Annotated in this window: 23 protein-coding genes; 13 read left to right on the forward strand and 10 right to left on the reverse strand. The window is 63.3% G+C overall.

Going from position 1 to position 26,317, the window contains the following annotated elements:
• Positions 1-19 precede the first annotated feature (19 nt).
• A complete protein-coding gene (locus tag APH42_RS19350) occupies positions 20-1,627 on the reverse strand; it encodes an ABC transporter substrate-binding protein (protein WP_060494038.1) in 1,608 nt (535 codons plus the stop codon).
• A gap of 361 nt (positions 1,628-1,988) precedes the next feature.
• Between APH42_RS19350 and rpmB the strand changes: the two genes are divergently transcribed.
• Positions 1,989-2,225 carry a 50S ribosomal protein L28 gene (gene rpmB / locus APH42_RS19355; RefSeq protein WP_003253504.1) on the forward strand — a complete coding sequence of 79 codons (237 nt, stop codon included), beginning with the start codon at positions 1,989-1,991 and terminating at the stop codon, positions 2,223-2,225.
• 11 nt (positions 2,226-2,236) lie between these two features.
• Complete coding sequence (gene rpmG / locus APH42_RS19360; protein ID WP_003253507.1) at positions 2,237-2,392, forward strand: 50S ribosomal protein L33; 156 nt, start codon at positions 2,237-2,239, stop codon at positions 2,390-2,392.
• 70 nt (positions 2,393-2,462) lie between these two features.
• Here rpmG and APH42_RS19365 read toward each other — a convergent pair whose 3' ends face one another.
• Positions 2,463-2,822 (reverse strand): cupin domain-containing protein, encoded by a 360-nt coding sequence (locus tag APH42_RS19365; protein WP_060494039.1) that lies wholly within the window; start codon positions 2,820-2,822, stop codon positions 2,463-2,465.
• A 196-nt stretch (positions 2,823-3,018) separates the two neighbouring features.
• Between APH42_RS19365 and APH42_RS19370 the strand changes: the two genes are divergently transcribed.
• Both APH42_RS19370 and APH42_RS19375 read left to right on the forward strand, forming a co-directional pair.
• Entirely contained in the window at positions 3,019-4,512 is a 1,494-nt protein-coding gene (locus tag APH42_RS19370) for an aldehyde dehydrogenase (RefSeq protein WP_012274817.1), read from the forward strand.
• A gap of 104 nt (positions 4,513-4,616) precedes the next feature.
• Positions 4,617-5,756 carry an MFS transporter gene (locus APH42_RS19375; protein ID WP_012274816.1) on the forward strand — a complete coding sequence of 380 codons (1,140 nt, stop codon included), beginning with the start codon at positions 4,617-4,619 and terminating at the stop codon, positions 5,754-5,756.
• A gap of 39 nt (positions 5,757-5,795) precedes the next feature.
• Here APH42_RS19375 and APH42_RS19380 read toward each other — a convergent pair whose 3' ends face one another.
• Positions 5,796-7,349 carry a phospholipase D family protein gene (locus APH42_RS19380; protein ID WP_012274815.1) on the reverse strand — a complete coding sequence of 518 codons (1,554 nt, stop codon included), beginning with the start codon at positions 7,347-7,349 and terminating at the stop codon, positions 5,796-5,798.
• 60 nt (positions 7,350-7,409) lie between these two features.
• Positions 7,410-8,840, reverse strand: a complete 1,431-nt coding sequence (locus APH42_RS19385) for a PLP-dependent aminotransferase family protein (protein WP_171577243.1) — start codon at positions 8,838-8,840, stop codon at positions 7,410-7,412.
• A 178-nt stretch (positions 8,841-9,018) separates the two neighbouring features.
• On the opposite strand from APH42_RS19385, the gene APH42_RS19390 reads away from it, so the two are divergent.
• Positions 9,019-9,249 carry a DUF1127 domain-containing protein gene (locus tag APH42_RS19390; protein WP_012274813.1) on the forward strand — a complete coding sequence of 77 codons (231 nt, stop codon included), beginning with the start codon at positions 9,019-9,021 and terminating at the stop codon, positions 9,247-9,249.
• A 156-nt stretch (positions 9,250-9,405) separates the two neighbouring features.
• Here the strand turns inward: APH42_RS19390 and APH42_RS19395 are convergent, their stop codons facing one another.
• Positions 9,406-10,698, reverse strand: coding sequence for an FAD-binding oxidoreductase (locus APH42_RS19395; RefSeq protein WP_060494040.1), 1,293 nt, complete (start codon positions 10,696-10,698; stop codon positions 9,406-9,408).
• Between the two features lie 130 nt (positions 10,699-10,828).
• Between APH42_RS19395 and APH42_RS19400 the strand changes: the two genes are divergently transcribed.
• Positions 10,829-11,182: a YkgJ family cysteine cluster protein gene (locus APH42_RS19400; RefSeq protein ID WP_060494042.1), complete on the forward strand. Its 354-nt coding sequence runs from the start codon at positions 10,829-10,831 to the stop codon at positions 11,180-11,182.
• A gap of 2 nt (positions 11,183-11,184) precedes the next feature.
• On the opposite strand, the gene dadR is transcribed toward APH42_RS19400, so the two are convergent.
• The gene (gene dadR, locus APH42_RS19405; RefSeq protein ID WP_003258963.1) at positions 11,185-11,673 is read right to left on the reverse strand and encodes a transcriptional regulator DadR; all 489 of its coding nucleotides are present in this window, start codon (positions 11,671-11,673) and stop codon (positions 11,185-11,187) included.
• A 156-nt stretch (positions 11,674-11,829) separates the two neighbouring features.
• Between dadR and dadA the strand changes: the two genes are divergently transcribed.
• The 5 genes from dadA (at position 11,830) to APH42_RS19430 (ending at position 17,593) form a co-directional block, all read left to right on the forward strand.
• A complete protein-coding gene (dadA, locus tag APH42_RS19410; protein WP_012274810.1) occupies positions 11,830-13,134 on the forward strand; it encodes a D-amino acid dehydrogenase in 1,305 nt (434 codons plus the stop codon).
• 146 nt (positions 13,135-13,280) lie between these two features.
• Positions 13,281-14,354, forward strand: coding sequence for an alanine racemase (alr, locus tag APH42_RS19415; protein ID WP_060494041.1), 1,074 nt, complete (start codon positions 13,281-13,283; stop codon positions 14,352-14,354).
• Between the two features lie 109 nt (positions 14,355-14,463).
• A complete protein-coding gene (locus APH42_RS19420; RefSeq protein ID WP_012274808.1) occupies positions 14,464-15,012 on the forward strand; it encodes a cupin domain-containing protein in 549 nt (182 codons plus the stop codon).
• Between the two features lie 154 nt (positions 15,013-15,166).
• Positions 15,167-15,571, forward strand: a complete 405-nt coding sequence (locus APH42_RS19425) for a cytochrome c5 family protein (RefSeq protein WP_033693936.1) — start codon at positions 15,167-15,169, stop codon at positions 15,569-15,571.
• A gap of 165 nt (positions 15,572-15,736) precedes the next feature.
• Positions 15,737-17,593, forward strand: a complete 1,857-nt coding sequence (locus tag APH42_RS19430; protein WP_012274806.1) for an acetyl-CoA hydrolase/transferase C-terminal domain-containing protein — start codon at positions 15,737-15,739, stop codon at positions 17,591-17,593.
• A 122-nt stretch (positions 17,594-17,715) separates the two neighbouring features.
• Here APH42_RS19430 and APH42_RS19435 read toward each other — a convergent pair whose 3' ends face one another.
• Both APH42_RS19435 and rep read right to left on the reverse strand, forming a co-directional pair.
• Complete coding sequence (locus APH42_RS19435) at positions 17,716-18,288, reverse strand: xanthine phosphoribosyltransferase (protein ID WP_003253535.1); 573 nt, start codon at positions 18,286-18,288, stop codon at positions 17,716-17,718.
• Positions 18,289-18,352: 64 nt separating this feature from the next.
• Positions 18,353-20,362 (reverse strand): DNA helicase Rep, encoded by a 2,010-nt coding sequence (rep, locus tag APH42_RS19440; protein WP_012274805.1) that lies wholly within the window; start codon positions 20,360-20,362, stop codon positions 18,353-18,355.
• Between the two features lie 293 nt (positions 20,363-20,655).
• On the opposite strand from rep, the gene APH42_RS19445 reads away from it, so the two are divergent.
• Positions 20,656-22,320: a bifunctional diguanylate cyclase/phosphodiesterase gene (locus tag APH42_RS19445; protein WP_012274804.1), complete on the forward strand. Its 1,665-nt coding sequence runs from the start codon at positions 20,656-20,658 to the stop codon at positions 22,318-22,320.
• Between the two features lie 71 nt (positions 22,321-22,391).
• On the opposite strand, the gene APH42_RS19450 is transcribed toward APH42_RS19445, so the two are convergent.
• Entirely contained in the window at positions 22,392-23,780 is a 1,389-nt protein-coding gene (locus APH42_RS19450; protein ID WP_012274803.1) for a NorM family multidrug efflux MATE transporter, read from the reverse strand.
• Between the two features lie 157 nt (positions 23,781-23,937).
• Here APH42_RS19450 and APH42_RS19455 point away from each other — a divergent pair, with 157 nt between their 5' ends.
• Positions 23,938-24,864, forward strand: coding sequence for a LysR substrate-binding domain-containing protein (locus tag APH42_RS19455; RefSeq protein WP_012274802.1), 927 nt, complete (start codon positions 23,938-23,940; stop codon positions 24,862-24,864).
• Positions 24,865-24,915: 51 nt separating this feature from the next.
• Here APH42_RS19455 and APH42_RS19460 read toward each other — a convergent pair whose 3' ends face one another.
• Positions 24,916-26,310, reverse strand: coding sequence for a VOC family protein (locus APH42_RS19460; RefSeq protein ID WP_060515120.1), 1,395 nt, complete (start codon positions 26,308-26,310; stop codon positions 24,916-24,918).
• Between the last annotated feature and the right edge of the window lie 7 nt (positions 26,311-26,317).

Raw genomic sequence — 26,317 nt, forward strand, 5'->3', positions numbered from 1 at the left:
CGAAGAGGCCCTAACAGGCTTATTTTGTGACTGACACCTTGCTGAAATCCAGCCGCCCGAACGGGCTCACCTGGTAGCCCTCGACCTCTTGGCGCAGCAAGGTCGCTGCCGTCGGGTGCGCCAACGGCACCCACAGCGCCTGCTGCTGAATCAGCGTCTGCGCCTGCTGGTAAAGCCGGCTGCGCACACTCTGGTCGTTGGTGGTGCGCCCGGCGCTGATCAGCTGGTCCAGGCGGTTGTCGCAGAAACGGGCAAAGTTGGTGCCCGACTCGACCGCCGCACAGGAAAACTGCGGGCTGAGGAAGTTGTCCGGGTCGCCGTTGTCGCCTGCCCAGCCCATGAACAGCAAGTCATGCTCGCCCGCCTTGGCACGGCGGATCAGTTCACCCCATTCGATCACGCGGATCTCGGCCTTGATGCCGATCTTGGCCAGGTCGGCCTGCAGCATCTGTGCACCAAGGCTGGGGTTGGGGTTGAGCAGGCTACCCGACGGGCGGGTCCAGATCGTGGTGCTGAAGCCTTCGGCCAAGCCGGCCTTGGCCAGCAGCGCCTTGGCTTTCTTCTGGTCCAGCGGGTAGCCGGGCAGGTCCTTGGCGTAGCTCCAGGTATTGGGCGGGTAGGGGCCGTTGGCGGCCACTGCGGAGTCTTCGAACACGGCCTTGAGGTAAGCCTGCTTGTCGAAGGCCAGGTTGATGGCCTGGCGCACTTCCGGCTTGTCCAGCGGCGGGTGCTGGCTGTTGATGGCGACGAAGGCGGTCATGAACGCCGGCGTCGTGGCTACCTTGAGGTTGCTGTCCTTGCCTGCTTCGGCAATGTCCAGCGGCTTGGGCGACAAGGCAACCTGGCACTCGCCCCGCTTGAGCTTCTGCAGGCGCACATTGGCATCGGTGGTAATGGCGAAGATCAGCGGGTCGACCGCCGGCTTGCCGGCGAAGTAGTCCGGGTTGGCGCGGTAGCGCACCACGGCGTCCTTCTGGAAGCGCTGGAATACGAACGGCCCGGTGCCGATCGGCTGGCTGTTGAGCTTCTCGGGCGTACCGGCCTTGAGCAGCTTGTCGGCATACTCGGCGGAGTAGATCGAGGCGAAGCCCATGCTCAGGGTGGCCAGGAAGGTAGCGTCCGGGTGGCTGAGGGTGAAGCGCACGGCGTTCGGTGCAGGTGCCTCGATCGCCTTGATCAGGCTGCCCAACTGCAGCGACTGAGCATGCGGGTAGCCGCCCGGTGCCGTCTTGTGCCACGCATGTGCCGGGTAGAGCATGCGCTGGAAGCTGAACAACACATCGTCGGCGTTCAGCTCGCGGCTTGGCTTGAAGTAGGCGGTGCTGTGGAACTTCACGCCGTCGCGCAGGGTGAAGTCATACACCAGGCCGTCGGCCGATACTGCCCAACTGGCCGCCAGGCTTGGCACCACCTTGCCTTGCGCCGCGTCGAACTCCACCAGGCGGTTCATCAGCACGTCAGCCGTGGCGTTGGTCGTGGTCAGCGAGTTGTACTGCACCACGTCGAAGCCTTCGGGGCTGGCTTCGCTGCAAACGCTGAGCGGCGCGGCCTGAGCTGCGCCGGCAGCGAACAGAGCGCCGGCGGCGAACAGAGAGTTGAACAATAAGGAAAGGGCGGCAGCACGCATGGTGGCTCCTTGGCTGTCGGTGGCCCATCTGCCAGTGCAGTCTGGAAAAGGCTTACCCTAGTGCGCCTGCCGGCAAATGACCACACCCTTTTTTACAAATCTGGCGACGAGTGGTCGACGGCTGGCGGGGCCTGCCGCTATGCTGGCCCGGCGCGTTCTGGCGTGCGGCAATGTGCATCTCCTGTTGTTGCAGCCAAGTCTTTCTGGTATAAAGCAGCGCTCTTTTCTAGGGGCTCGGCCTGTCGCATAAGCGGATCCGGTCGATAAGACCTCCAGAATCACGGCGCCCAGGCGCCAAAGACTGAGAGATTAAGCGGCCAACCCATGCCGGGTTGGGCATGTGGTTTTAGAGGGCTGAGTCATGTCGAGAGTCTGTCAAGTTACTGGTAAGGGTCCAGTAACCGGGAACAACATTTCCCACGCAAACAACAAAACCCGTCGTCGTTTCCTGCCGAACCTGCAGCACCACCGTTTCTGGGTTGAATCCGAGAAGCGTTTCGTGCGTCTGCGCGTTTCCGCCAAGGGCATGCGTATCATCGACAAGCGCGGCATCGACGCCGTTCTGGTTGACATCCGTAAAGCTGGCGCCAAGGTTTAAGGGAGAACATCATGCGTGAATTGATCCGTCTGGTTTCGAGTGCCGGTACCGGCCACTTCTACACCACCGACAAGAACAAGCGCACCACTCCGGACAAAATCGAGATCAAGAAATATGATCCGGTTGTTCGCAAGCACGTGGTGTACAAGGAAGCCAAGATCAAGTAATTGATCGGCAACCTGAAAAAACCCGCATCCGAAAGGACGCGGGTTTTTTTATGCCTGCGTTGGCCTCAGGTCATTTCTGCTCGAACATCACATAGATCTTGCGGCACGGCTCAAGCACCTCCCAGGTGCCCTTGAACCCGGCGGGGATGACAAACCGATCGCCGGCACGCAGGGTTTTCGCTCCGCCTTCCTGGTCGCGCAGCACCGAAACGCCCTGAACGATCTCGCAGTATTCATGCTCGGTGTAGTTCACCGTCCACTGGCCCACCTCACCCTCCCACACGCCAGCGGCAAATTGCCCGCACGGGCTGGAATAGTGGTTGTAGACCGCCTGGTCTGGCTCACCCTTGAGGATTTTTTCCGCCGCTGGGCGGTAGCGTTCGGCCTCTGTGATGACCTGGGCGAAGTCGATGATGCTGTCTATGCGCATGGTGCGGCTCCTGTTGTTGTTTAATAAAATGAACATCAGTAGGCATTTGGGCCTTCCGTGTCAAATATATTGATAGTTTACACCGGCTGGTTTAGGGTATCGCTAGCCAGTGTGCGCTCGTCGCCCGGCCAGAATTCTGACAACGCCTGTGAGTCCTCAGTGCGGCGTTGCACCTAAACAAGAGGAGGAGTTTCGTATGACCACCCTGACCCGTGCGGACTGGGAACAACGTGCCCAGCAACTGAAGATCGAAGGCCGCGCCTTCATCAACGGCGAATACACCGATGCCGCATCCGGTGAAACCTTCGAGTGCCTGAGCCCGGTCGACGGACGCTTCCTGGCCAAGGTTGCCAGCTGCGACCTGGCCGATGCCAATCGCGCTGTGGAAAACGCCCGTGCCACCTTCAACTCCGGCGTCTGGTCGCAACTGGCTCCGGCCAAGCGCAAGGCCAAGCTGATTCGCTTCGCCGACCTGCTGCGCAAGAACGTCGAAGAGCTGGCGCTGCTGGAAACCCTGGACATGGGCAAGCCGATCGGCGACTCCTCCAGCATCGACATCCCAGGTGCGGCCCAAGCCATCCACTGGACTGCCGAAGCCATCGACAAGGTCTACGACGAAGTCGCCCCGACCCCGCACGACCAGCTTGGCCTGGTTACCCGCGAACCGGTGGGCGTGGTGGGTGCCATCGTGCCGTGGAACTTCCCGCTGCTGATGGCTTGCTGGAAACTCGGCCCTGCGCTGGCCACCGGTAACTCGGTGGTGCTCAAGCCGTCCGAAAAATCGCCGCTGACGGCCATTCGCATCGCCCAGCTGGCCATCGAAGCCGGCATCCCGGCTGGTGTGCTGAACGTGCTGCCAGGTTACGGCCACACCGTGGGCAAGGCTTTGGCCCTGCACATGGACGTCGACACCCTGGTGTTCACCGGTTCCACCAAGATCGCCAAGCAGTTGATGGTTTACGCGGGTGAATCGAACATGAAGCGCATCTGGCTGGAAGCCGGCGGCAAGAGCCCGAACATCGTCTTCGCCGATGCGCCGGACCTGCAAGCTGCCGCTGAGGCCGCTGCCAGCGCCATCGCCTTCAACCAGGGCGAAGTGTGCACCGCAGGCTCGCGTCTGCTGGTCGAGCGTTCGATCAAGGACAAATTCCTGCCGATGGTGGTCGAGGCCCTCAAAGGCTGGAAGCCAGGCAACCCGCTGGACCCACAGACCACGGTCGGTGCCCTGGTCGACACCCAGCAGATGAACACCGTGCTGTCGTACATCGAGGCTGGCCACCAGGACGGCGCCAAGCTGCTGGCCGGCGGCAAGCGCACCCTGGAAGAGACTGGCGGCACCTACGTCGAGCCGACCATCTTCGACGGCGTGACCAACGCCATGCGCATTGCCCAGGAAGAAATCTTTGGCCCTGTGCTGTCGGTGATCGCCTTCGACACCGCCGAAGAAGCCATCGCCATTGCCAACGACACGCCGTATGGCCTGGCGGCTGGTATCTGGACCTCGGACATTTCCAAGGCCCACAAGACCGCCCGTGCCGTGCGCGCTGGCAGCGTCTGGGTGAACCAGTACGACGGCGGCGACATGACCGCGCCGTTTGGTGGCTTCAAGCAGTCGGGCAACGGCCGTGACAAGTCGCTGCATGCGCTGGAGAAATACACCGAGCTGAAGGCGACCTGGATCAAGCTGTAATCCAGTAAAGGAGGCTGCACAGCAGCCCCAACCATAGCCGGGTCGGCTTACGCTGCCCCGGCTTCGTCGTTTTTGCTGTTCAAGAATTCTGCTGGGAGGCTGCAATGCGTTGGGGTACCTATTTCGCCGTACTGGCATCGGTGCTCAGCGTCGGGCTGGCGCTCGGCGTGAGCATGCCGCTAGTGTCCCTTCGCCTGGAGGCTTGGGGCTACGGCAGCTTCGCCATCGGCGTGATGGCGGCGATGCCGGCGCTGGGGGTATTGGCAGGTGCCAGCCTGGCCAGCCGCCTGGCCGGCTGGGTAGGCGTGCCTTCGGCGATGCGCCTGTGCCTGTGGGGTGGGGCGCTGTCGATCGGCCTGCTCGCACTGTTGCCCAGTTACCCGCTGTGGCTGCTGCTGCGGCTGATGATCGGGATGTCCCTGACGGTGGTGTTCATCCTCGGCGAAAGCTGGATCAACCAATTGGTGGTCGAGCAGTGGCGTGGCCGGTTGGTGGCGCTGTATGGCAGCAGCTACGCCCTGAGCCAGCTGGCCGGGCCGTTGGTGCTGGGCTTTCTCGGCTCTGATGACGACTTCGGTTTCTGGGCCGCGACCGGCCTGTTGCTGGCTGCGCCGCTGGTGCTGCTGGGGCGTGGCGGTGCGCCGAGCACCGAAGCCTGCAGTGTCACCTTCCGCGACCTGTTCGCCTTCTGCCGGCGTTTGCCGGTAATCGCCTGGGCCATTGCCCTGTTCGCTTCGTTCGAGGCGATGATCCTCACCTTGCTGCCGGTGTATTGCCTGCAGCAGGGCTTCAGCACCGAAATCGCCCTGTTCATGGTCAGTACCGTGGTGGTGGGGGATGCAGTGTTGCAGTTGCCTATTGGCGCGCTGGCTGACCATATGTCGCGCCGTACTCTGTTTACAGGCTGTGCAGTGACGTTGCTGGTTTCTAGCCTGGCGATTCCGCTGCTGTTGCATACGCCGGTGATCTGGCCATTGTGGGTGTTGTTCGGCGCCAGTGCTGGTGGCCTGTTTACCCTGTCGCTGGTGCTGATTGGCGAGCGCTACCGGGATGATGAATTGGTGCGGGCGAATGCGCATGTTGCGCAGTTGTGGGGTATTGGCTGCTTGCTCGGGCCTTTGCTGGCGGGGGCGGGGAGCCAGTGGGTCAGCGGGCATGCGTTGTTGTTCCTGATGGCAGCAGGGGCTGCCGGGCTGGTGGTGTTGACGCAGCGGCGCGGGGCTTTCGAGGCAGTGTCTGCCTGATGGATTTTGGGGCCGCAAGGCGGCCCCCCGCATTTGCGGCTACAGCATCTTCTCCAAGCCAACCGCCTTGCTGACCCAGGCATTGAACCGCCGCCAGATCCCCCCTGGCTCAGAGGTCAGCATATGCCGCTGGCCATGGTCCTCGGTTGCCCACACCAGCTTGTCGCCTACCAGCTTCACCTGGTAGCTCAACGCAGGCGCCATACCCTGTTGGGCCAGCTCGCGGGTGTATTCGGCCAGCTCCGGGCTGTCCACCAGTACCCCAACTTCAGTGTTCCACAGCACTGAACGTGGGTCGAAGTTGAACGAGCCGATGAACGTCTTGCGCCGGTCGAACACGATTGCCTTGGTGTGCAAGCTTGAATCTGAACTGCCACGCAAGCTCAGCCGTCTCGCGCTGGGGTCGCCCGGCTGGCGGCGCAGTTCGAACAGTTGCACGCCATGCTCGAGCAAGGCACGGCGATAGGGCGCATAACCGCCATGCACCGCCGGCACATCGGTTGCCTCCAGCGAATTGGTCAGCAGCTTCACCGAGGCGCCGGCGTCGGCGCGGCCGGTCAGGTACAGCAGGCCCGGTTCGCCCGGTACGAAGTAGGCCGACATCAGGATCAGCTCGCGGTGCACGCTGGCCAGGTCCGGCGCCAGTTGCTGGCTCAGCAGCAGTTGCGGGTCTGGTTCGTCGTCGGCCAGCACCTTGCTTGGCGCATCCCATAGCGCCTGGGCGTGGGCCCAGATGAGCTCATTGCGCCAGACGTCCAGGCGCGGCTGCGACTGGTAGGCCATCAAGCGATCGTACAGGGCCTTGCGCCGGGTTCTGGCTTCGGCCAGCGACACTTCCAGGCGGTGGCGGCTGGCACGCAGGTCGTTGGCATCCGGGTCATACCAGAGGAAGTCGGTGATCGGCCGGCTGAGGGCGCTGTTCCAGTACTGGTCGAAGCTGTGCCCCAATTGCTCGGCCACCGGGCCCACACCCAGCAAGTCGATGTCGGTGAAATTGAGGTTGGGCTCGGCATCGAAATACTCGTCGCCCAGGTTGCGCCCGCCGACGATGGCCATGCTGTTGTCCACCAGGAACAGCTTGTTGTGCATGCGCCGGTGCTGGCGCGACAGGTTGAACAGCCGGCCGGCAGCGCGCGTAAAACCGGTGCTGCGGCCCAGGTGCAGCGGGTTGAACACACGAATCTGGATGTTCGGGTGGGCATCGAGGGTGCCCATGATGGTGTCCAGGCCATCGCTGGTGGTGTCGTCCAGCAGGATGCGCACGCGCACGCCACGGTCGGCGGCGCGCAGCAGCTCATGCACCAGGGCGCGGGTGCTGAGGCCGTCGTGGACAATGTAGTACTGCAGGTCGATGCTCGCCTGGGCGTTGCGGATCAGCTCGGCACGGGCGCGGAATGCCTCGTTGCTGTTGGGCAGCAGGCGAAAGCCCGAGCGGCCGCCGTATGGCGCGGCCTGGCGCAGCACCGAACGGCCGAATGCCGAGTCGTTGGCGGGCAGCGCCTGGCTGGTTTCGCGGGGCGCACTGACGCTGGCGCAGCCGGCAAGGCCGAGCGACAGCACCAGCAGCAGAGGCAAGGCTCGCTGGAGTGTCAAGGGTGGATCGTCCTGTGCAGCAAGGGCTTTAGGGGTTGGACCGTGGCGGGCGGCGCAAAGTTACGCGTCGGCGCTTTCTTCATCCAGTAGACGAAGGGCGGTTTCACCTACCTTGCGCACGGCGGCTTCGATCTGCGGCGTCGGCCGCGCGGCGAAGTTCATGCGCAGGCAGTGGCGGAACTTGCCCGAGGCCGAGAAGATGCTGCCTACGGCAACCTGCACGCCCTGCTCCAGTAAAGCGCGGTTTAGCCGCAGCGTATCGAAATGTTCGGGTAATTCCACCCACAGCATGAAGCCGCCCTGGGGCCGGCTGACCCGGGTGCCTGGCGGGAAGTAACGGGTTACCCAGTCGCTCATCAGGTCGCGGCCACGCTGGTACTGGCTACGCATGCGCCGCACGTGGGGCTGGTAGTGCCCGCCGGCGATGAAGTCGGCGATGGCCAGTTGCGGCTGGCTGGCGCTGCTGCCAGTGCTGATGTACTTCATGTGCAGCACGCGCTCCAGGTAGCGCCCGGGCGCCACCCAGCCGACCCGCAGGCCGGGGGCGAGGGTCTTGGAGAACGAACTGCAGAGCAGCACACGGCCATCGTCGTCGAACGACTTGAGGGTGCGCGGGCGCGGGTAGGTGTAGGCCAGGTCGCCGTACACATCGTCTTCCAGAATCGCCACGTCATAGCGTTGAGCCAGGCTCAGCAGGGCCTTCTTGCGCGCCTCGGGCATGATGTAACCCAGCGGGTTGTTGCAGCTGGGGGTGATCTGGATGAGTTTGATCGGCCACTGCTCCAGAGCCAGCTCCAGCGCTTCCAGGCTGATGCCGGTGACCGGGTCAGTGGGGATTTCCAGCGCTTTCATGCCCAGGCCCTTGAGGGTTTGCATGGCGCCGTGGAAGCTCGGCGAGTCGACCGCAACGATGTCGCCAGGCTCGCAAACCGCTCGGATGCTGCAGGACAACGCCTCATGGCAGCCGGTGGTGATCACCAGGTCGGCAGCACCCAGGCGGCAGCCGGAGTCGAGCACCAGCCGGGCCACCTGTTCGCGCAGGGCCAGGTTGCCATGGATGTTGTCGTAGTACAGGCCAGGCATGTCCTGGCGCCGGCTCAGCTGGGCGAGGCTGCGCAGCAGCGGCTTTAGGGTGGGGCTGTCGATGTCGGGCATGCCACGACCAAGCTGGATCACGTCCTTGCGCGGGGTGCTGCGTATCAGCTCCAGCACCTGCTCCCACTGTGAAATATCCACCGGGCGCTGGGCCGGGCGGCTGACGGCAGGCAGGGCCGGCAGGTGGCGGTGGTCACTGACGAAGTAGCCGGACTTGGGCCGTGGCGAGACCATGCCGCTGTCTTCGAGCATGCGATAGGCCTGCTGCACGGTGCTTAGGCTGACCCCATGCTCCACGCTCAGGGCTCGTACCGACGGCAGGCGTTGGCCGGGGCGGTACAGGCCCTGCTCGATGCGGGCGCCGAGTAGTTCGGCGAGGTTCAGGTAAAGGGTCACGGCATACTCCTGCGCTGCATTGGCATAGCGACCGGTACAGTTGGGGTGAAAATACAGCATTCAGTCGGCCAATGGCTAATTCTGTATGGGAATAATAAGGCTGTATTGGATCTGTATTGTCGATGGTGCCGACGCGCATGCTTTCTCCACGGTATCAACTGAACGGGAGGGTGCAGTGATGGGTGGCATGAGCGATGTGCGCTTGCAACTGTTGGCCAAGGAGCTGGAAGCCGGGCAGCAGGCCAAGGTGTTCAACGCGCCGCAAGGACTCGGGCGTTTGGGGCTGATGCTGCATCGCTGGCATACCCGCAGGGCGCTGCTGCAACTGACCGATGACGAGTTGCGCGATGTCGGGCTGAGCTGGGAGCAGGCCCGTACAGAAGGGCGCAAACCCTTCTGGAAGGACTGACCAATGTGACGCTGCGCGGTCCCTGTAGGAGCGGCCTTGCGTCGCGAAAGGGCCGCAAAGCGGCCCCAGCGATATCTGTGGCGAAGCTGGAAACCTGGGGGCGCTTCGCACCCCTTTCGCGACGCAAGGCCGCTCCTACACTGACCGCGCCAGCTGTCAGGCCAGCTCTTTGAGCCTGTGCCATAGCATCCCCAACGCCAGCAGCGGCGAGCGCAGGTGCTTGCCGCCGGGGAAGGTGATATGCGGCACCTTGGCGAACAGATCGAAACGCCCGCTTTCCTGGCCACTGATGGCCTCGCCCAACAGGCGCGCGGCCAGGTGGGTGGCGTTGAGGCCATGGCCCGAGTAGGCCTGTGCGTAATACACGTTCGGCTGGCTGGCCAGGCGGCCGACCTGCGGCAGGCGGTTGGCGCCAATGCCGATCATGCCGCCCCACTGGTAGTCGATGCGCACGTCGGCCAACTGCGGGAACACTTTGAGCATCTTCGGCCGCATGTAGGCGGCGATGTCTTTCGGGTCGCGCCCTGAATAGTGGCAGGCACCGCCGAACAGCAGGCGTTGGTCGGCGGACAGGCGATAGTAGTCCAGCGCCACGCGCTGGTCACACACCGCCATGTTCTGCGGCAGCAATGCGCGGGCGCGTTCTTCGCCCAGTGGCTCGGTGGCGATGATGTAGCTGCCGGCCGGCAGCACCTTGCCGCCCAGCTCGCGGTTGAGGCCGTTGAGGTAGGCGTTGCAGCACAGTACCAATGTCTTGGCGCGTACCCGGCCCTGGGCGGTATGCACCTGCACTTCGGGGCCGTAGTCGATGCGGGTGACCTCGGACTGCTCGAACAGCTTCACGCCCAGGCGGCTGGCCACGGCCGCTTCGCCCAGGGCCAGGTTCAGCGGGTGCAGATGGCCGGAACCCATGTCGATCAGCCCGCCCACATAGCAGTCGGCACCGACCACGCTGTGGATATCGTCCTTGCCGACCAGCCGTAGCTCATGCGCATAGCCCAGGCTGCGCAGCTCCTCGGCGTCTTCGGCAAAGCCCAGCAGTTCGGCGGGTTTGTTGGCCAGGTCGCAGTAGCCCCACGTCAGGTCGCAGGCGATGGCATGCTTCTCGACGCGCTCGCGGACGATCTGCACGGCCTCCAGGCCCATCAGCTTCATGCTGCGCACGCCGTCCTCGCCAATCACCGGGAGGAACTGCTCCAGGCCGTGGCCGACGCCACGGATCAGTTGCCCGCCATTTCGCCCGCTGGCACCCCAGCCAAGTTTGCGTGCCTCCAGCAGGATCACCGATAAGCCGCGTTCGGCCAGCTCGATGGCGGTGTTCAGGCCCGAGTAGCCGCCGCCGATGATGCACACGTCAGCGCTGTGTTCACCTTGCAGAAAGGCGTGGTCAGGGTGTGGCGCGCTGCTGGCGGCGTAATAGGATGCGGCGTGCTGCGCGCTGTGGATCATTGGGCTCGGTCCTGGGGCTGGTGGGCTAGGGGAGGAGGATAAGCCGGGGTAGGGTGGCGGGCAACAAGACGAGGGCTGCGCCCGCGAATGGGCCTATAATCCGGTCAAGATCCTTGCTTTGTATTCCGCCATGTCCTGCAACCGCCACAAGATCCACTTCCTGCGCGAACTCATCCCCTCATTCGAGTGCGAGCCCGGCTGCCACGACTGCTGCGGCCCGGTCACTACGTCGGCGGAAGAAATGGCCCGCCTGCCGCGCAAGTCCCAGGAAGAGCAGAGCGCCGCGCTGGAGCGTCTGGACTGCGTGCACCTGGGCCCCAATGGCTGCACGGTGTATGAAGAGCGGCCGATGATCTGCCGCCTGTTCGGCACCACGCCGCGCATGGCCTGCCCGCGTGGCCGTGGCCCTGAGCCGATGATCGACCCCGCCGCCGAGCAGCTGGTCCACCAGTTCATAGCCACCACCCGCCAGGTGCTGGTCTAGCCTCAGTCCGGGATCGGCAGGCAGAGGCTTTCTTTGACTTCTTCCATCACGATGTAGCTCTTCGATTCGCGCACGTGCGGCAGCTTCAGCAGGATGTCGCCGAGCAGCTTGCGGTACGAGGCCATCTCCGAAATGCGCGCTTTCACCAGGTAGTCGAAGTCACCGGATACCAAATGGCACTCCAGTACGTGCGGCAGCTTCAGCACCGCACGGCGGAACTCTTCGAAGGTGTCGCCCGACTTGTAGTCCAGGCTGATTTCCACGAACACCAGCAGGCTGCCCTTGAGGTGCTGCGGGTTCAGGCGGGCGTTGTAGCCCATGATGATGCCCTCGCGCTCCAGGCGGCGAACCCGCTCGGTGCAAGGGGTGGTGGACAGCCCAACTTTCTCGCCCAGTTCGGTGAAGGAAATACGGCCGTCATTCTGCAGGATCCGCAGGATGTTGCGGTCGATCTTGTCCAGTTCACGCTTGCTCTGGTGCTGGGTTCTCATAGGGGATGCCCCTCCGTGAAAGGCGATTTTGCCGAGAATTCTCGCCAATAATAGGCTTTTATATAGTGAATTGCACTGGTCTCAAATTCCTATACTGCGCCCATTCATGCCATTTCAATAAAAGTCTGCGGCACGCCGCGTGTGAGGGATAAAACGATGCGAGTTCTGGTACTTGGTAGCGGTGTAATCGGAACCGCCAGTGCCTACTACCTGGCCCGGCAAGGTTTTGAAGTGACGGTGGTCGACCGCCAGCCGGCGGTGGCCATGGAAACCAGCTTTGCCAACGCCGGCCAGATCTCGCCCGGCTATGCCTCGCCCTGGGCTGCCCCGGGTGTGCCACTGAAAGCCATCAAGTGGCTGCTCGAGCGCCACGCGCCCCTGGCCATCAAGCTCACCGGCGACGTCGATCAGTACCTGTGGATGGCGCAGATGCTGCGCAACTGCACCGCCAGCCGTTACGCGGTGAACAAGGAGCGCATGGTGCGTCTGTCCGAGTACAGCCGTGACTGCCTCGATGAACTGCGCGCCGAAACCGGCATCAACTACGAAAACCGCAGCCTGGGTACCACCCAGCTGTTCCGCACCCAGGCCCAGGTGGATGCCGCGGCCAAGGACATTGCCGTGCTCGAGCAGTCCGGCGTGCCTTACGAGCTGCTCGACCGCGACGGCATTGCCCGCGTCGAACCTGCCCTGGCCGGCGTCAAAGACATCCTGGCCGGTGCCCTGCGCCTGCCAAATGATCAGACGGGCGACTGCCAGCTGTTCACCACCAAACTGGCCGACATGGCGCTGAAACTGGGCGTGGAGTTCCGCTTCGGCCAGGACATCCAGCGCCTGGACTTCGCAGGCGACCGCATCAATGGTGTGTGGATCGACGGCAAGCTGGAAACTGCCGACCGCTATGTGCTGGCGTTGGGCAGCTACTCGCCGCAGATGCTCAAGCCGCTGGGCATCAAAGCCCCGGTGTACCCGCTGAAAGGCTACTCGCTGACCGTGCCGATCACCAACGGCGACATGGCGCCGACGTCGACCATCCTCGACGAAACCTACAAAGTCGCCATCACCCGTTTCGACAACCGCATCCGTGTCGGCGGCATGGCTGAAATCGCCGGTTTTGACCTGTCGCTGAACCCGCGTCGGCGCGAAACGCTGGAGATGATCGTCAACGACCTTTATCCTCGCGGCGGTGACCTGAGCCAGGCCAGCTTCTGGACCGGCCTGCGCCCGGCGACCCCGGACGGCACGCCAATCGTTGGCGCCACAGCGTTCCGTAACCTGTTCCTGAACACCGGTCACGGTACCTTGGGCTGGACCATGGCGTGTGGCTCCGGTCGCCTGCTGGCCGACCTGATCGCGCGCAAGAAGCCGCAGATCAGTGCCGAAGGCCTGGACATTTCCCGTTATGGCAACAGCCGGGAAGTGGCCAAGCACGGGCAGACCGCGCCGGCTCACCAGCAGTAATAGCCTGCACCGGCCTCTTCGCGGCTAAAGCCGCTCCCACACGGACCGCATGTTCATGGACATTGAGGGGTCCCCTGTGGGAGCGGCTTTAGCCGCGAAGAACCCAACACCGTTTTCAACCTGTGAACCACCATAAGGCAGCCGCCATGCGTCCCGCCCGCGCCCTGATCGACCTCCAGGCCCTGCGCCACAACTACCGTCTGGCCCGTGAACTGACCGGTGCCAAAGCCCTCGCCGTGATCAAGGCCGATGCCTATGGCCACGGTGCCGTGCGCTGCGCCCTGGCCCTGGAGGCCGAAGCCGACGGCTTCGCCGTGGCCTGCATCGAAGAGGCGCTGGAGCTGCGCGCCGCCGGTATCAAGGCCCCGGTGCTGTTGCTGGAAGGCTTTTTCGAAGCCAGCGAGCTGGCGCTGATTGCCGAGCACGACCTGTGGTGCGTGGTGCACTCGCTGTGGCAGCTCGAAGCCATCGAGAAAACCCAACTGCACAAGCCGCTCACCGTTTGGCTGAAGCTAGACAGCGGCATGCACCGCGTCGGCCTGCACCCCAAGGACTACCACGACGCCTACCAGCGCCTGTTGGCCTGCGGCAAGGTTGCGCGCATCGTGCTGATGAGCCACTTCGCCCGCGCCGACGAACTGGATGCCGACGCCACTGCCCAGCAGATCGCTGTGTTCGAGGCCGCCCGCCAGGGCCTGGCGGCCGAATGCAGCCTGCGCAACTCGCCCGGCGTGCTGGGTTGGCCGCAGGCGCCCAGTGACTGGGTACGCCCGGGCCTGATGCTGTACGGCGCCACTCCGTTCGAAGTGCCTCAGGCAGAAGCCGCGCGGTTGCAGCCGGTGATGACCCTGCAATCTCGGGTGATCAGCGTGCGTGAGTTGCCTGCCGGCGAGCCGGTAGGCTATGGCGCCAAGTTCGTCAGCCCACGGCCAACCCGCGTTGGCGTGGTCGCCATGGGCTACGCCGATGGTTACCCACGCCAGGCGCCCAACGGCACCCCAGTGCTGGTCGCCGGCCAGCGCACCCAGCTGATTGGCCGGGTGTCGATGGACATGCTCAACATCGACCTGACCGACGTGCCTCAAGCCACCGTCGGCAGCCCGGTCGAACTGTGGGGCAAGCAGGTGCTGGCCAGCGAAGTGGCCGCACAGGCGGGCACCATTCCGTACCAGATATTCTGCAACTTGAAGCGGGTGCCGCGGGACTACATCGGCGAATGACACGCTGAAGCGGACAGGTTGAAGGGCGGTGTGTTGTAAATACTGAACGGCATTGCCATGATATCGTTCACATTCACCCCCCTTCCCACCGTTTCAGGAGGCTCCAGCTTTGGACGTCGGCGAACGACTGCAAGCCATCCGCAAGCTCAAGGGCCTGTCCCAGCGCGAACTCGCCAAGCGTGCCGGCGTGACCAACAGCACCATCTCGATGATCGAGAAGAACAGCGTAAGCCCCTCCATCAGCTCGCTGCGCAAGGTGTTGAGTGGGATTCCCATGTCCATGGTCGAGTTCTTTTCGGTCGAGCTGGAACCTGAAAGCCCCACGCAGATCGTCTACAAGGCCCATGAGCTGATCGATATCTCGGACGGTGCGGTGACCATGAAGCTGGTCGGCAAGTCGCACCCCAATCGTGCCATCGCCTTTCTCACCGAGGTGTACCCGCCAGGTGCCGACACCGGTGCCGAGATGCTCACCCACGACGGCGAGGAAACCGGCATCCTGCTTGAGGGGCGCCTGGAACTGGTGGTCGGCAACGAGATCTTCATCCTCGAAGAAGGCGATAGCTACTACTTTGAAAGCACTCGCCCGCATCGCTTTCGCAACCCGTTCGACCAGCCGGCGCGGTTGATCAGTGCGGCGACGCCTTCAAACTTTTGATCCAGCGCAGTGCATTGATTCGGCAATACCCCTTTCCCGTGTGGGGTCGTTTCACGGCCTCTGGGTTCCCGCTATACTTTTCAACGCTCGCCGATCCGTGGCCGCGAGCGTGATTAGCCACCATGAGGGTGTTCGCGTGAACCAAATCAAGAAGATGCTGGCCGTACCAGCAGCCGTATTCGCCCTCTGGGCAATGAGCGCAACCGCTGCGACCAATGACGACATCGCCAAACGCCTGGAGCCGGTTGGCCAGGTGTGCGTCCAGGGCCAGGAATGCAAGGGCATGGAAGTGGCTGCAGCAGCGGGGGGCGGGGGCGCCAAGACGCCAGATGACATCATCGCCAAGCACTGCAATGCCTGTCATGGCACTGGCCTGCTGGGGGCACCGAAAATTGGCGATACCGCCGCGTGGAAAGAGCGCGCCGATCACCAGGGCGGCCTCGACGGCATCCTGGCCAAGGCCATTACCGGTATCAACGCCATGCCGCCCAAAGGCACCTGCGCGGACTGCTCGGATGACGACCTGAAAGGGGCGATCAAGAAAATGTCCGGCCTGTAAGACACAGCTGAATCGCACGAGGCCCGCCATTGATGGCGGGCTTTGTTTTTGGGGTGCCGGCACTCTCCCTGTCGCGGGTTCGCCCGTGAAGGGGCCGGTACAGGCAACCAATCACGCCCGGACTGTGTCCAACCCCTGAACCCATGGATGTCTCAGGAGGCCCCGATGCACCTCTGCTCCATCGACCTGGCTGTCGAGCAAGTCCTGTCGCGCCTGCCTGCTCATATCCACATGGGCCTGCCGTTGGGCTTGGGGAAACCCAATGCATTCGTCAACGCGCTCTACGCCCGAGTGCGCGAGTTGCCCGAGCGACGGCTGACCATCTACACCGCGTTGTCCCTCGGCCGCCCGCCATTGGGTGACGGCCTGCAACGGCGCTTTCTCGAACCCTTCGTCGAGCGCGTCTTCGCCGACTACGAAGAGCTCACCTACCTCGCCGACTTGCGCAACGACAGCCTGCCACCAAACATTCGCGTAGAGCAGTTCTTCATGCAGCCCGGCAGCCTGCTGCACAGCGAATCGGCCCAGCAGGACTACATCAGCAGCAATTACAGCCACGCCGCCCGCGACATCAACGCCAAAGGTTTGAACCTGATTGCGCAAATGGTGGCCGCCACACCTGAAAAGCCTGTTCACTTGAGCCTGGCCTGCAACCCCGACATCACCCTCGACCTGCTGCCGATGATCGCCAAGCGCCGTGCGGCCGGCGAAACCATCCTCATGCTCGGCCAGGTGCACGCCGAGCTGCCTTACATGCCGGGCGATGCGGAACTGCCCATCGATGCCTTCGACCTGTTGATCGACGAAGCCGAGCAGCGCCGGCTGTTCTCCACGCCGAACATGCCGGTCGGCACCCAGGACCACTGCATCGGCTTGCACGCCAGCAGCCTGGTGCGTGACGGCGGCACTTTGCAAATCGGCATCGGTGCCATGGGTGATGCAGTCGCCGCCGCGCTGCTGGCGCGCCAGGGTGACAACGCAGGCTACCGTGCCTTGCTGGAAGAATTGGATGTTGGCCCTTGGCAGTCACTGATCGAGCGGGAAGGGGGGCTGGATACGTTTGCCCAAGGCCTGTACGGCTGCAGCGAAATGTTCGTCAACGGCCTGCTGGTGCTGGCCGAAGCAGGCCTGCTGCGGCGCCCGGCGGATGAGCAGGGGCCCGTGGTGCATGGCGGTTTTTTCCTTGGCCCGCAGGCGTTCTACCAACGGTTGAGGGAAATGCCACTGGAACAGCGCGCGCGGTTTGCCATGACCCGTATCAGCTTCATCAACGAGCTGTACGGGCAAGAGGAACTCAAGCGTCGCCAGCGCCGCGATGCGCGTTTTATCAACACGGCGTTCGGTATGACCCTGCTCGGCGCCGGGGTGGCCGATCAACTGGAGGACGGCCGCGTGCTCAGCGGCGTGGGCGGGCAGTACAACTTCGTCGCCCAAGGCCATGCGCTGGAGGGCGGACGTTCGATCCTGTTGCTGCGCAGTTGGCGCGAGGCGGGTGGGGAGGTGAGCTCGAACCTGTTCTGGACCTATGGCCACTGCACCATCCCCCGGCACCTGCGCGATATCGTGGTGACCGAATATGGCATTGCCGATTTGCGTGGGCAGACCGACAGCGAAGTGATTGCGCGGTTGCTGGCGGTGTGTGATTCACGGTTCCAGCAGGGGCTCATCGAGCAGGCCAAAGCGGCCGGCAAGCTGCCCAAGGGCTTTCAGCTGGACGCTCGCTTTACCGACAATACGCCACAGCGGCTGGAGGCGATCAAGGCGCGGCATGCGCGGTTGTTCCCGGAGTACCCGATGGGGACGGACTTTACGGCTGAAGAGCGGGACTTGTTGCGGGCGCTGAACTGGTTGAAGAGCAAGTTCAAGCTGAGCGAGGTGCTGGAGCTGGGCAAGGCAGCGTTGGATGCGCCGGGGCCGGAGGGGTATGAGGGGCACCTGAAGCGGATGCAGCTTGATAGGCCGCATGGGCTGAAGGAAGAGCTTTATCAGCGGTTGCTACTGGCGGGGTTGGCGGCGTCCTGATGAATAGCTGGGGCTGCTTTGCAGCCCATCGCGACACAAGGCCGCTCCTACAAGGGTTATGCGTATTCCTGTAGGAGCGGCCTTGTGCCGCGAAAGGGCCGCAAAGCGGCCCCCAATGGTGCTTATTCGATGAAGCTGACCACACCACCTTCCAGCGACTTCACCCGGGCCAGCGATTCAACGCGGTAGCCTTGGCTGTCCAGCTCGGCACGGCCGCCCTGGAACGACTTCTCGATCACGATGCCCAGGCCGGCCACGGTGGCGCCGGCTTGCTTGATGATCGAAATCAGCGCCTGCGACGCCTTGCCGTTGGCCAGGAAGTCGTCGATCACCAGCACGCGGTCGCTGCTGTTGAGGTGGCGTGGCGAGATGGCCACGGTGTTCTCGGTCTGCTTGGTGAAGGAATACACCGAGGCAGTCAGCAGGTTTTCGGTCAAGGTCAGCGACTGATGCTTGCGCGCGAAGATCACCGGCACGCCCAGCTTCAGGCCTGTCATCACTGCCGGGGCAATGCCCGAGGCTTCGATGGTGACGATCTTGGTCACGCCGGCGTCGGCGAACAGGCGGGCGAACTCGTCACCGATCAGCTGCATCAGCGCCGGATCGATCTGGTGGTTGAGAAACGCGTCGACTTTGAGAACCTGATCGGAAAGCACGATGCCTTCTTCGCGAATCTTCTGATGCAGTGCTTCCACTTTGTTTTCCTCGATGTAGCAAAGGTGGCCGCAAATAGCGGCAAAGTTAAAGAGTAATGGTTGATCAGCGTTTGAGCATTGCCCGGATATCGGCCAGGGCGTTGTTGCCGCGTGCGGCCTTCACCTCGACCGGTGCATCGTCCAGGCCCTCCCAGGCCAGGTCGTCCGGAGGCAGTTCGTCGAGGAACCGGCTTGGCGTGCAGTCGATGATTTCACCGTACTGCTTGCGCTTGGCAGCGAAGGTGAAGGCCAGAGTCTGGCGCGCGCGGGTAATGCCCACGTAGGCCAGGCGGCGTTCCTCTTCGATGGTGTCGGCCTCGATGCTGGAGCGGTGCGGGAGGATTTCCTCTTCCATGCCCATGATGAATACGTAAGGGAACTCCAGGCCCTTGGAGGCGTGCAGGGTCATCATCTGCACACCTTCGGCGTTTTCTTCCTCTTCCTGCTGGCGCTCGAGCATGTCGCGCAGCACCAGCTTGCCGATGGCGTCCTCGATGGTCATGTCACCCTCTTCATCCTTCTCGAGGGTGTTTTTCAGCGCTTCGACCAGGAACCAGACGTTGCTGATACGGAAGTCCGCAGCCTTGTCGCTGGCGGTCTGCTGGCGGATCCAGTTCTCGTAGTCGATGTCGCGGATCATCTCGTGCAGTGCGGCAATCGGGTCTTCCAGGGCGACCTTGTGACGCACCCCGTCCAGCCAGTGCTTGAAGCGCTGCAAACGTTCGGTGTAGCGGGCGTCCAGGTGCTCGCCCAAGCCCAACTCCTCGCTGGCGGCGTACATCGAAATGCCGCGTTCGGTGGAGTAGTTGCCGAGCTTTTCCAGGGTGGTGGAGCCGATTTCCCGGCGCGGTACGTTGATCACCCGCAAGTAGGCGTTGTCATCGTCCGGGTTCACCAGCAAGCGCAGGTAGGCCATCAGGTCCTTGACCTCCTGGCGGCCGAAGAAGCTGTTGCCGCCCGACAGGCGATACGGCACCTGGTGGTGCTGCAGCTTCAGTTCGATCAGCTTGGCCTGGTAGTTGCCTCGGTAGAGGATGGCGAAGTCGCTGTACGGGCGGTTGGTGCGCAGGTGCAAGGTGAGGATTTCCATGGCCACGCGTTCGGCCTCGGCTTCCTCGTTTTTGCAGCGGATCACGCGGATCTCGTCGCCTACGCCCATTTCGCTCCACAGCTGCTTTTCGAACGCGTGCGGGTTGTTGGCAATCAGCACGTTGGCGCAGCGCAGGATGCGGCTGGTGGAGCGGTAGTTCTGTTCGAGCATGACGATCTTCAGGGAGGGGTAGTCCTCCTTGAGCAGCATCAGGTTTTCCGGGCGGGCACCTCGCCAGGCGTAGATCGACTGGTCGTCGTCGCCCACCACGGTGAACTGGTTGCGCATGCCGATCAGCATCTTCACCAATAGGTACTGGCTGGCGTTGGTGTCCTGGTATTCGTCCACCAGCAGGTAGCGCACGCGGTTCTGCCAGCGCTCCAGCACTTCGGGGTGCTCCTGGAACAACTTGACCGGCTGCAAGATCAGGTCGTCGAAGTCCACCGCGTTGAACGCCTTGAGCGTGCGCTGGTAGTGGGTGTAGACGATGGCGGCGGTCTGCTCGCGCGGGTTGCGTGCTTTTTCCAGGGCCTCTGGCGGCAGGATAAGGTCGTTCTTCCAGGCACCGATCATGTTCTTGATCTCGTCGATGCCGTCGTCGCCGGAGTATTCCTTCTGCATGATGTCCGACAGCAACGCCTTGATGTCGGACTCGTCGAAGATCGAGAAGCCCGGCTTGTAGCCGAGGCGCTCGTGCTCCTTGCGGATGATGTTCAGGCCCAGGTTGTGGAACGTGCACACCGTAAGCCCTCGGCCTTCCCCCGGGCGCAACAAGGTGCCGACACGCTCCTTCATCTCGCGCGCGGCCTTGTTGGTAAAGGTCATCGCCACGATGTACTGGGCACGGATGCCGCAGTTCTGGATGAGGTGGGCAATCTTGCGCGTGATCACGCTGGTCTTGCCCGAGCCTGCACCGGCGAGCACCAAAAGAGGGCCGCCGACATAGTCACGGGCTTCCTGCTGCCGGGGATTGAGTCGGGACATGCTAGAAACCGGGGGTCGCCAGAAAATAGCCGCGCATTCTAACAGGCATGGAGCGGTTGTGGCGCGACCGTCTGACGTCTGAGTCAGACTTTTGTCCGCCTAACTATTAGTGCCACTAATGCTAGTAGCTGAAAAAATCATATTTGCCGGTTTGTTTCGTTTCGCGCAGGATGCACGACAAAATACGTCGGGCTGCTACCCCAGAAACATGTATAAAAGTGAAAATCATTTTCATTAAATACAGTAGCATACCCGCCAGATCTCGTTGCACCGTCAAGCCCTAAGGAGCCCGCTTGTCCACGCCTGTCGAACCTTTGCGTTTGCTGCTGTTGGCCGATGAGCCGGAATGGGCCGCCGTGTTGCGCGCGTGCATGCCTGCACTGGGCGGCAGCGCCGTACTGTTGACCGCGCCGAACTGGGAGGCGATCGACAGCCTGTTCAGCCATGATCGCCATGCCGTCGTGTTGGCGACGCCAGCCTTGCAGCCCGCTCCCGGGCGTTGCGAGCTGCCGACCATCCTGCTGCTCGACCATGAGCCCGAGGCACCGCCCAGCGCCGTCAGCGACTGGCTGGTGCGCGACCAGCTCAATGCCGATGGCCTGCGCCGCTCACTGCGCCATGTGCGTGAGCGCAGCGTGCTGGTGGCCACCTTGCAGCGCCTGGCCGAGCAGGACCCGCTGACCGGCATCGCCAACCGCCAGGGCTTCCAGGCTTTGCTCAACGCACGCCTGGCCGAAAACGAAGGCCGTGGCGTTGCGCTTGGCCACCTGGACCTGGACAACTTCCGCCACGTCAATGACGCCCTTGGTCACCAGAGTGGTGACCGCCTGATCCTGCAGGTAGTGGCACGGCTGAAACATCAGCTGGAGGCGGGTGACCAGCTGGCACGTCTGGGTAGCGACGAGTTCGCCTTGTTGATCGACACACGCCGCGACGCCAATCGCGCCGAATGGATTGCCGAACGCATCGTCGAGGCCTTGGCCGAACCCTACTGGATCGACGGCGAAAGCCTGCTGCTGGGCTGCAGCCTGGGCCTGGCCCATGCTCGCGCGCAGAGCGGCGCCGATCCGCTGATGTGGCACGCGCATATCGCCATGCGTCAGGCCAAGGGCAGCCAGGGCTGCACCTTCCATGTGTTCAACGAACGTATCAACCGCAACGCCCGCAGCCTTGCCGACCTGGAAAGCGAACTGCGCCGTGCCCTGCGCCGCGACGAGCTGGAGCTGCACTATCAGCCGCGGATGAACCTGGCAGACGGGCGCATCGTCGGCCTGGAAGCGCTGGTGCGCTGGCGCCATGCCGAGCGCGGGCTGCTGCCACCCAGCGAGTTCGTGCCACTGGCCGAGCAGAGCGGCCTGATCGTGCCCTTGGGTTACTGGGTGATTTCCCGCGCCCTGCGCGATATGCAGGCCCTGTGCGAGCGCGGCCTGGAGCCGTTGCACATGGCGGTAAACCTGAGTTTCCGCCAGTTCCAGGACAGCCAGTTGTTGGCCACCTTGAGCCGGTTGATCCTTGAGCACGGTGTGGATGCCCGCTGGCTGGAGTTCGAACTGACCGAAACGGCGGTGATGCGTCGTAACGAGCTGGTGCGCCAGACCATGGACGCGCTGGGGCGCCTGGGTGTGCGCTTTTCGCTCGATGATTTCGGCACCGGGTTTTCTTCGTTCGTGCACCTCAACAGTCTGCCGATTACCTTGCTCAAGGTGGACCGCAGCTTCGTTGCGGAAATGGAAATGCGTGAAGAGAACCGCAAGCTGGTGCACGCCATGATCAACCTGGCGCACAACCTCAACCTCGAGGTGGTGGCCGAGGGGGTGGAACGTGAAGAGCAGTTGGCGCTGTTGCGCGGGTTTGGGTGTGACCAGGTGCAGGGCTTCTTGGTCAGCAAGCCATTGCCGGTCGGTGAGTTGATCGAGTTCTTGCTGGATTGCAGCAGGCCGAAGCTGGTTAGCCTGTGAGGTCGTAGGGGAGGGCTTTGCCCTCCATCGCGGCCTTGTGTCGCGATAGGGCTGCAAGGCAGCCCCTGCAATCAAACAGACACCGCAGTCCCACCAGACAAATCAGCCTTTCTCAACAGCCGCTTCATCCGCCACTCAAAGCCAAAGGTCAGCGCCACCGCCGCACACGCCAACCCCAGCGCCAGCCCCCACCAGATACCCACTGCTCCCCCGCCCAGGGTGAAGGTGAACAACCAGGCGCTCGGCGCCCCCACCAGCCAGTAGCACACCAGACCGATCAAGAAGGTGGTCTTGGCGTCCTTGAGCCCACGGATCGAGCCCATGGCAATTGTCTGCATGCCGTCGAACAGCTCGAACCACGCTGCCACCATCAACAACTGCACGGCCACTTGGAAAATCGCGGCGAAGGCTGGGTCATTGCGGTCGATGAACAGCCCCACCAGCGCCTCGGGCAGCAGCAGGAACAACGCGGCAAAGGCAAACATGATCATTGCCCCGAAGCCAATGCCCACACGCCCGGCGCTGCGTGCTGCCAGCAGGTTGCCAGCGCCGTAGTACAGGCCCACGCGCATGGTGACCGCATACGACAAGCCAGTCGGTACCATGAACGCCGTGGACACGATCTGCAGGGCGATCTGGTGCGCCGCCAGTTCGGTGCTGCCCAGCACGCCCATGCACAGCGCGGCGAAGGCGAACAGGCCCACTTCCACCATATAAGTGCCGCCAATCGGCAGGCCCAGCCGCCACAGCTCGCGCAGTGCCGGCAGCGATGGGCGCGACAGGCCCTTGCGCAGTGGGTAGGCGGCGTAGGCCGAGTGCCAGCGGATATACAATGCCAAGGCAATGGCCATGCCCATCGACACCACGGCGGTGACCAGGCCGATGCCCATCAGGCCCAGCTTGGGCAGGCCGAACATGCCTTCGATCAACGCCACGTTGAACAGGTAGTTGAGCACGGTGCCGACCAGGCTGATGACCATCACCGGGGTCGAGCGGCCCAGTGCGCTGGTGAAGCCGCGCAAGGCCATGAAGGTCAGGTAGCCGGGCAGGGCCAGCGGCAGCAGGGTGAGGAATTCTGCGGCCGAGGCCACGTTTTCGGGCTGTTGCCCGAACAGCAGCAGAACCGGCTGAAGGTTCCACAGCACCAGCGCGGCGAACAGCGCCAGGCCCCAGGCCAGCCACAAACCGTTCTGCGCCAGGCGGGTGGCACCCTCGATGTCATTGGCGCCCTTGCGAATCGCAACCAGGGTGCCGACTGCGGCGATCACGCCCAGGCAGAAAATCGACACGAACGAGTAGCTGGCCGCCCCCAGGCCACCACCGGCCAAGGCCTGGGGGCTGATGCGGGCCATCATCAGGGTGTCGGTCAGCACCATCAGCATGTGCGCCAACTGCGAGGCAATCAGCGGCCCGGCCAGGCGCAGCAAAGCCTTGAGTTCTGTGGTGGGCGCGACGTGCATGGGGGCGATCCTTCATTCTGGGGTGATCAACGAACGGCGATTCTGAGGCTTCGGTCAACTTTGCACAAAAGGATAAATCCGATAGTTGGCATGAGTTGAACTCATGCATATATGCTCCTCGGTGATTCACGTCATACGCCCATATTGCAGGTACCACATGTCACGCCAGCTACCACCGCTGTATGCCTTGCGCGCATTCGAAGCTGCCGCGCGGCTAAGCTCCTTCACCCGTGCTGGCGAGGAGCTTTCGATCACCCAAAGCGCCATCAGCCGGCATATCCGCACACTCGAGGAGCATTTTGCCTGCCGCCTGTTCGTGCGCAGTGGCCGCAGCCTGCAACTGACCGAAGCGGGGCGGGTGTTGCTGCCGGGTGTACGTGAAGGTTTCGCGGCGTTTGAGCGGGCTTGCGAAACCTTGTGTGGCGAAGACGATATTCTGCGCATGAAAGCCCCATCGACCCTGACCATGCGCTGGCTGCTGGCGTGCCTGAGCCGTTTTCGCCACCTGCAACCGGGTAACGAGGTGCAACTGACCAGCGCGTGGATGGACGTCGACCATGTGGACTTCAACCAGGAGCCGTTCGATTGCGCGGTGTTGCTCAGTGATGGGGTGTTCCCCGCAGACTGGGAGGTGCGCAAGCTGTTCCCGGAGCTGCTGATCCCGGTCGGTGCGCCTGACCTGCTCGACGAACAACCCTGGGACGTGTGCCGGCTGGCTAGCATCGAGTTGCTGCACCCCACGGTGGACAAGCGCGATTGGCGGGAGTGGCTGGAGCGCATGGGGCTTGGCGACAAGGTGTCGCTCAAGGGTGGCCAGGTGTTCGACACACTGGAGCTGGGCATGATTGCCGCCGCGCGGGGCTACGGGATTTCAATGGGCGATTTACTGATGGTGGCCGAGGACGTGGCGCAAAAGCGCTTGAGCCTGCCTTGGCCGACGGCCGTGCCCAGCGGGATGGATTACTACCTTGTGTGGCCGCGAACCCGGCGAGGCGGCGAGCGGTTGCGGCGCTTGAGTGTGTTTCTGGAGCAGGAGGTGGCGGCGATGGATTTGCCCGATGTGGAAATCCTGCCGCCTCTCTGATCGCCTGTGCCGTCCCTTTCGCGGGCGAGCCCGCGAAAGGGACGGAAGCCCTTACATCGAACCCAGGTTCAATGCTTGTGCGCAGGCTTGCAGCGAGCGGCGTTCGCTTTGTGCATACAACGCCAGCTCATCCTGCACCTGCAGCCCCAACGCCGCTTCGAAGGCATCGCGGTTGGCGTTGCTGCCGTACTCGGCCTGCGCGTCGTCGCCCAGGTTGGACTGGAAGATCCCCGCCGCGCTCACCGGCAGGAAGTCCTCGTACACCAGCGCTTCGAAGTGCACATGGCCAGCGTCGATCAGCCCTTGCAGGGTAGTCGGGCGGCCTTCCTGGTCACGCGCGGCCAGGCCTTTCTCAGTCGCGAAATAGCGGAAATACGCCAGGCCTTGCTCGCGCATCTGCGCCAGGTCGTCCGGGAATTCGGCAAAGGTTGCCTTCAGCAGCGCCATGTAGCGCTCGGCATTGGCCTCGGCCGGTGCGCCACCCAACGCGGCGCGGGTAGCGTCGAGCAGTTTGTCGTACAGCTGGCGGCCTTTCGGCGTCAGCGCCGCGCCGCGTTGCTCAATCTCGCCAAAGCGCGCGGTGTGGCTGCCTTCGCTACCTTGCTGGTCGCTGAACGCGACCCTTTCCTGCAGGGCCTTGAAGCTGGTCTGGCGCAGCAGGATCGGGTGGCGACGAGTGGGCGGGCCTTCGACCACGGCCTTTGGCGGGATGCCCTTGGCCGGCATGCCGACCTGGATTGCATCGATGTCCAGGGTACGCGGCGTGAGGTGGTTGATGTGCGGGCCCTTGAAGGCCACCACATCGGCGATCAGGCGATGCTGGTCGTGCAACTGCTGGTATTGCTCGGCTGTGACGGTGGCGTCATGGTGCCAGCGGAAAGTGTGCAGGGCTTCTTGCACGAAGGCTTCGGCATCCGCTGCGTTAAGGCCGCCATCACGTTCGCACTGGGCGATCAGCTCGAGGGCGCGGGCAGTGAAGATCTGGCGTTTGGCCAGAATGCTCTGGGCCAACTCGCGCAGCTGCGGGTTGTCGATCAGCTCCAGGCGCAGCAGCGAGGTGAATACACGGAACGGGCTGACGTGCAGCGCCTGCTCGTGCACCGCACGGAAGGCAGTGGAGTGCACCGGCACGCCGGCAGAGCTGAGGTCGTAGTAGCCGACCGGCTGCATGCCCATGACCGCGAACAGACGCGCGATGGTGGCCAGCTCTTCAGCGGTGCCCACGCGGATGGCGCCGTGGCGCTCCTGGTCCAGGCGTTCGATTTCGCCGGTCCAGCGCAGGGCCTCGGCCACTTCGGGTTGCTGGGCCATGACCTGCTGGTTGATTTCGCTCACCAGCTCCAGCAGCGTGCCGTACAGCGGCACTTCCTGTTTGTACATGAGCGACATGGCGGCAGAGAACTGCGCGCGAATGCTGTCTGGGCTGACGAAATCGTGGGCGGGCATCGCTAGC

The organism is Pseudomonas sp. NBRC 111140 (assembly GCF_001320885.1).
Taxonomy (GTDB): Bacteria; Pseudomonadota; Gammaproteobacteria; order Pseudomonadales; family Pseudomonadaceae; genus Aquipseudomonas; species Aquipseudomonas putida_P.